The sequence below is a fragment of the Nocardia sp. NPDC058480 genome, assembly GCF_042720495.1.
Taxonomy (GTDB): domain Bacteria; phylum Actinomycetota; class Actinomycetes; order Mycobacteriales; family Mycobacteriaceae; genus Nocardia.
Window position 1 is genome coordinate 1 of sequence record NZ_JBHXMN010000031.1, and the last position, 5,770, is coordinate 5,770.

The following is a 5,770-nucleotide window of genomic DNA, read 5'->3' on the forward strand; positions in this document are numbered from 1 at the left end:
CGTCGGTGTAGTTCTTCTTGGGCATCGGGTAGATCTTCTCGCTTTTCTGGTCTGAGACCAAGATCAAGCGTGTCCATCACCCGGGGTCAAGGCCCCCCAGCGCGCAGGCTGTGCTGGCCGGCACAGAAACGTCCGCCAGGACCTTCCAGGGCACTGGCTTTCGCCGCGCTATATGCCGATGACCGGCAGTTTTCGATCTTCCAGGTGATTGGTGTACTGGTCGATACCGCCTCCGGACACAACGCTTTTCAACGCATTACCCCTATGACCAGCAGTTATAGACGTTGGTCGGCGTTCTCGTCAAGTTGGTCGTCACGCTTCGACATCTTCTCGAAGCGTGACGGGCGCGAGCTGGGCGACAACAGCATCTGTCGCGGTCTCGCCCCCAGCTGCGACCTGAACTGCTGACCACACCAACCTCACCGCGGATTCTGTTCAGCAATTCGATCGCACGTGAGTACGCGCCATCCCCTTGGGAAGCAGGCGAACAGGCCGGAATAACGGTCTGACCTGGTCTGTAGGTTGCGCGTGGGGTACCCGGATTCACCGCCTTTGACCCTGGCTCGGGGCACGAATGGGGCACGGAGGGAGGCGTCCTCCAGTGGAGTTGCCCACGGTCGAAAGCCGCTCATGGCTCCACTTCAGGGCGTTGTCTGGATCCGGGGATGATTGTGCTGGTGACCGAATGGCAACTGCATGTGTCCCTGGTTGAGCTGCGCAGGTCCATCGACTTGCTCATGGATCATGTCGAGGCTGCCACCGACGGCGACGCTATCCGCTTGGACCAGGACTACTTCTGGTCGATTCCGCCGGATGCGCTGTACGACGTCAACCACACTCCGGCCGATCTGGCGCTGGGCCAACTCTCGTGGTCGTGGGAGCATCTGACGGATCTACTGGCCGATCCGGATCGAGCGATCGGATACCACCTGGTTTGGCTCTCGGAGGTACTGCGGGCAATTGGCCAGAAGGTCCACTGACTTGCCGCACTACTTTGCCGCTGATCGAGCGATCCTGAGGGCCGCGGCACCACTCGACGAACGCACTCAACTGCCGATGAGCGAGCTTGTCCGACTGTTCGGAGTTCGGCGGGCTGGGGCCAGACCGGCCTGATTCCTACGCAAGGTTCAAGCCACACCATCAGATGGAGCCGGGTGCACGGCGAAGCGACGATCGCAGAAGCCGTGCGCGGCACGATGATCGCCCAGAACCGGCCCGCCGCAGCGTAGAAGTCAGGCCTCCAACACCAGGAACAGGAAGGCCAGGAACCTCGGGTCCTCGCGGTCCTGGAAGAACTCGGGGAACCGCTCCACCGCTTCCGGGGCAGGTGCCGGTTCCTCGACGCGGGTGATACGGAATCCGCTGTCGAAGAATGTCTGGAACATCGTCGACAAGGACCGATCCCAGAATGTGAGGTCCGCGGTCTGCCCGGCCATATCGGTCACCTTGCGTTGGCGCGTGGCGAAATAGTTTGTGGTCTCGCCGGCCTGAAGTTGCGTGAACCACATGACCAGCGGGTGCTCGACCGAGAGGATTAGGCGGCCTCCGGGCTTGAGCACGCGGCGCATCTCCGCCAGCGGGGAGTGCCAGTCCTCGAGGTAGTGCAGCGCGAGGGAGCAGACAACGGCGTCGAATGTGTTGTCGCCGAACGGAAGAGGGTCAGCCAGGTCCCCGACGTGTAGCTCTGCGGCGCCCCCAACTCTGGCTGTGGCGATGTCGATCAGGACCTGGCTGCCGTCGATTCCGACCGCAGTCGCTCCGCCTTCGATGAGGTCGACGAGCGTGGGACCCGAGCCGCACCCGGCGTCCAGCACATGCTTACCCGTCACATCGCCGAGCAGGTTCCGGATCGCAGGCCGGTTGTAGTACTCGTTGAGGAGGCTCGTCGCGTTCTCCTCGGCGTAGGCTTTGGCGATCGAGTCGTACGCGGCCGCGCCGCCGGAGTCAGTTTGCTGCGTTGTTGTCCCCACGTGCCCGACGCTAACACGGCAGTAGCAGATGCGCCTGAACGCTCCCCGTCCACGTGCAGAATCCGAGTTCCTTTGCGCGCCAGACTATCACCCCACACTCAACACTACGACAGCCCAACTCGACCATCCGTTTCTGCCGCTTGCCGCGTTCTCGGTGACCGGCATGGAACCTGGCTTTTACTGGTGGCATCGTTGGCTGTATGTGGGCACATCCGTGATTGCTGCGGACGGACTGCGGACGGGCCGATTGAAGCGGCCGATGCAGTCGTCGAGCTGCGTGCCCGTCATACTGGCCCGGTGATCTTCTTCGCCTGCACCGAGTGCGAGCACCCTCTCACTGGCGATCTCCAAGAATCGCAGTGCTTCGAGTCCGGCGATAACCTGTCCGACCACCGAATCGCTGACCCCCTAGTCGCGCAAGGCACCTATGCGATCAACTACGACTCCACGCAGTTCATTTTGCATCCCGACGACGCGCCCGGAACGGTTCGCCATCCCGACTCCAAGCGGTGCAACGGCTGCTGCGGGCTCGACGGCCAGGACGGCCCCAACCTCGTCTGTGCAGGCTGCGGTATCGATGTCGCTACCAAGGAATCGGACTGCTGGACCGACAACTATGTAGCGCTGATCGCCGCCGCCGTAGTGTCCAATCGTGTTCGCCGATAGGGGATCGTGTCCGTGCGAGCACCGCAGCCCGCCCGCTCATATCGAACCTGCGGCCTTCTGCTCCGGAGGCAGCCTCGGACCGTTCATGACGGTACTCGTCAATCTTCCGACGTACCGTGACCTGCCGATTCTGTCCGGCCACATTTGGGGTTGTTCGGGGTACTTGTGACAACGTGGTGACACTCGGAGCGGCCGTCGACGGCTTCGTCGTCGAAGATCCGCTCATGCCGATTATGTGATGTCGGGTAGGGCCTGCTCGAGCTGAGTCTTATGGTCTGGGGATGGCCCTCGATGCTCGATACCAGGCAGTTCCTTACGAACCGCTGCTCGAACGCGCGATGCGCGATCGTGGAGCCGCCGAGAACGCCATCCAGTTCTTCGGCAGTTTGGCTACGAGCGATGGCGCGGATTCGCAGTACTGGAATGACCCGATCTGGGTGGAGCTGGCCCCGGTCGCTCGTCAGATCGTGGGGCAGCGGCCTGGCATTCTTGACCGGACTTTCTCCACTCGGGCGTGGGACGCAGTGTACTGGTTGCTTGCGCCCAACCGTCGGAAGCAGGAAGAACGCAATCCAGCCGGGTTGGCCGAGATCGCAGTATTCGGGGCGGAGTCCCTCGCTTCGGGTGCGACTGCGGAGCAGGGGATTCCGCTTCGGTTTGTTCGCCCGCCTACTGCGCGGGCCGTAGCTGACTATGTGGAGAACAGTCTGGAGCCTGCTTCACATCTGTTCGACGCTGAAGCAATGGAAGCTGAAGACATATTCGGATACTGGTCCCAACTCCTCGATTAGACGATCCCGGAGTTGGCAATGAGCTGCGGCAGACTGGGCTTTCGCGGGTTTCACCCGTTCGGAACCTGCGACGTAGACGGCCAGTTCGTCGATGAGCCCGCCGCCTCCAGGCTGACGATCCACGATTCGGCTGCTGAAGTCGACGCTGCATTGCGGCGTGTGGACGTCGAGGTTTGTTCGCAAGGTGGGACCGTGGCCTCGATCTTCGTGGAGAAGGCTCCATCCCGTGGCGTGGCAGAAGCGCGTCACATCCGGCTTGGTCCACGTCCAGCCGAATCCGCCTGCGATGCAGGCGATGTGGACTGCGCCATCGATGTCTGCTCTCGCCCGTCAACTCAAACACGTATCGATTGGTGGCGTGATCTCTCGCGTATCCGCGCATGCCGCTTAGTACTCCAGCCGCACTTAGTTATGTTGTGCGGTAACATCTTCCGTCGTGTCGATCGATGAGGACCTGGTCGCGTGGGTGGCCGGGCTGGATGACCTGTTCGGGCGAGTCGCTGGCCGTTTCTACCGGGCAGAGCCGAGATTACGGGCCCGCGCGTACGTGCGCGGCCTGTTGGCGCCGCTGGCCGGGAAGAATGGCTGGACAATTGCCGAAGCCGCCGGTGACCAGACGCCGGATGGGATGCAGCGGCTGTTGAACCATGCAGCTTGGGACGCCGACGGGGTACGTGACGACGTGCGCGCCTACGCGGTCGAGTACCTGGGTGACCCGGACGGTGTTCTGGTGGTCGACGAGACCGGATTCATCAAGAAGGGGCTGAAATCAGCTGGGGTACAGCGCCAATACTCCGGAACGGCGGGTCGTATCGAGAACTGCCAACTCGGGGTGTTCTGCGCGTACACCACCGGCAAGGGTCGCACGCTGATCGACCGGGAACTGTATCTGCCGAAGTCGTGGGCTGGTGATCGTGACCGCTGCCGCGAGGCATACGTGCCCGATAACGTGGAGTTTGCTACGAAGGCCACGCTGGCCAAACAGATGCTGGCCCGAGCGCTGGATGCTGGAGTGCCGGCGCGGTGGGTGACCGCGGATGAAGCCTACGGCGGTGACTACAAGTTCCGGACCTGGCTCGAAGACCGCCGCATCGGGTACGTGGTCGCCGTCCCGAAGAACCAGACGATCCCGGTCACCGCGGGCAGCACCCGCGCAGATCACCTTGTTGCGCACGCCCCACAGCAGGCGTGGAAACGGTTGAGCTGCGGGGCGGGCGCGAAAGGGCCACGGATGTTCGACTGGGCCGTCGCGTCGTTGCCGGTCTATGAGTGGACCACTGCACCAGGATGGAGCCGGTGGCTACTCGCCCGCCGCGCTCTGTCTCCGAATCCCAAGGGCGAGTTGGAGATCGCGTACTACATGTGCTGCGCGCCGACCGGTACCAGTGATGAGGAACTGGTCCGGGTCGCCGGTGCTCGCTGGGCTGTCGAGGACTGTTTCCAGACCGCGAAAACCGAGGTCGGGCTCGACCAGTATCAGGTCCGGCGCTACGACGCCTGGTATCGGCATGTCACTCTCGCCATGCTCGCCCATACCTACCTCGCTGTGACGGCCGCTATTGCCCCAAAAGCATTGGCAGCGGCCTCATCTCGCTCACCTTCGGCGAAGTTCGACGTCTCCTGGCACACCTGATCACTACCGACCCGACCCTCGACCTGGTCTGGCAATGGTCGATCTGGCGGCGACGCCACCAATACCGGGCCAAACAAGCCCACTACCAGCGGCGACACCGATTACATCACGAAGTGCGGCTGGAGTATTAGAGCGTGTCTCATGTGGCTGCTCGGGCCTTCGTCAGCTTCTTGTAGCAGGTCAACGCCGCTGCCAGCGTGAGGAACCCGCAATAGTGAGTGTCCTTGCGGTCGTAGCGGATCGAGAGCCTGTGGTAACCGCCCAGCCAGGCGATGGTGCGTTCGATGACCCACCGGTGCCGACCCAAGTGTTGACTCGGCTCGATCCCTCGGCGGGCGATGCGGACACCGATGCCGCGATCACGCACCCAGTCCCGCAACTCGCGACTGTCATACGCCTTGTCCGCGTGCAGCTTCCCCGGTCTGCGCCGACGTGGACCGCGCCTGGACCTCACCGCGGGAATCGCCCGCACCAACGGACGCAACGCAGCCGCGTCAGGAGTGTTCGCCGCCGAGACTGCCACTGTCAGCGGTATCCCGGCCCGGTCGGACAAAACGTGCAGTTTCGAGCCCGATTTACCGCGATCGACCGGATTCGGCCCGGTCATCGGGCCCCCTACTTAATCGGTAACGGTTAGTTTGAGCAGCGGTCAGACGCTTCTGGGCCCCCTGGCCGGCAAAGGCCTCCAAAGAGGCTACGCGCTGATGGCG

General features: G+C 62.9%; 6 protein-coding genes and 1 pseudogene. 4 read left to right on the forward strand and 3 right to left on the reverse strand.

Features of this window, described 5'->3' with window-relative positions; all coding sequences use genetic code 11:
* Positions 1 to 677: 677 nt before the first annotated feature.
* Positions 678 to 980: a hypothetical protein gene (locus ACFWO8_RS33015; protein ID WP_378974681.1), complete on the forward strand. Its 303-nt coding sequence runs from the start codon at positions 678 to 680 to the stop codon at positions 978 to 980.
* Positions 981 to 1,232: 252 nt separating this feature from the next.
* Here the strand turns inward: ACFWO8_RS33015 and ACFWO8_RS33020 are convergent, their stop codons facing one another.
* Entirely contained in the window at positions 1,233 to 1,970 is a 738-nt protein-coding gene (locus ACFWO8_RS33020) for a class I SAM-dependent methyltransferase (RefSeq protein WP_378974686.1), read from the reverse strand.
* A gap of 297 nt (positions 1,971 to 2,267) precedes the next feature.
* Here ACFWO8_RS33020 and ACFWO8_RS33025 point away from each other — a divergent pair, with 297 nt between their 5' ends.
* On the forward strand, positions 2,268 to 2,636 hold the full coding sequence (locus ACFWO8_RS33025; protein ID WP_378974689.1) for a hypothetical protein: 369 nt from the start codon (positions 2,268 to 2,270) through the stop codon (positions 2,634 to 2,636).
* 281 nt (positions 2,637 to 2,917) lie between these two features.
* The gene (locus ACFWO8_RS33030; RefSeq protein WP_378974694.1) at positions 2,918 to 3,427 is read left to right on the forward strand and encodes a hypothetical protein; all 510 of its coding nucleotides are present in this window, start codon (positions 2,918 to 2,920) and stop codon (positions 3,425 to 3,427) included.
* Here ACFWO8_RS33030 and ACFWO8_RS33035 read toward each other — a convergent pair.
* Positions 3,356 to 3,676 carry a hypothetical protein gene (locus ACFWO8_RS33035; protein ID WP_378974697.1) on the reverse strand — a complete coding sequence of 107 codons (321 nt, stop codon included), beginning with the start codon at positions 3,674 to 3,676 and terminating at the stop codon, positions 3,356 to 3,358. The two genes, ACFWO8_RS33030 and ACFWO8_RS33035, sit on opposite strands and share 72 nt — an antisense overlap.
* Before the next feature lie 193 nt (positions 3,677 to 3,869).
* On the opposite strand from ACFWO8_RS33035, the gene ACFWO8_RS33040 reads away from it, so the two are divergent.
* Positions 3,870 to 5,060: an IS701 family transposase gene (locus tag ACFWO8_RS33040; RefSeq protein ID WP_378974702.1), complete on the forward strand. Its 1,191-nt coding sequence runs from the start codon at positions 3,870 to 3,872 to the stop codon at positions 5,058 to 5,060.
* 139 nt (positions 5,061 to 5,199) lie between these two features.
* Here the strand turns inward: ACFWO8_RS33040 and ACFWO8_RS33045 are convergent.
* A pseudogene (locus tag ACFWO8_RS33045) lies at positions 5,200 to 5,676 on the reverse strand (IS5 family transposase); the annotation flags it as partial.
* Positions 5,677 to 5,770 lie beyond the last annotated feature (94 nt).

Excerpts from the sequence above, each read along its gene's own strand:
- ACFWO8_RS33030 (WP_378974694.1), top strand. The coding sequence starts at position 2,918 with ATGGCCCTCGATGCTCGATACCAGGCAGTTCCTTACGAACCGCTGCTC.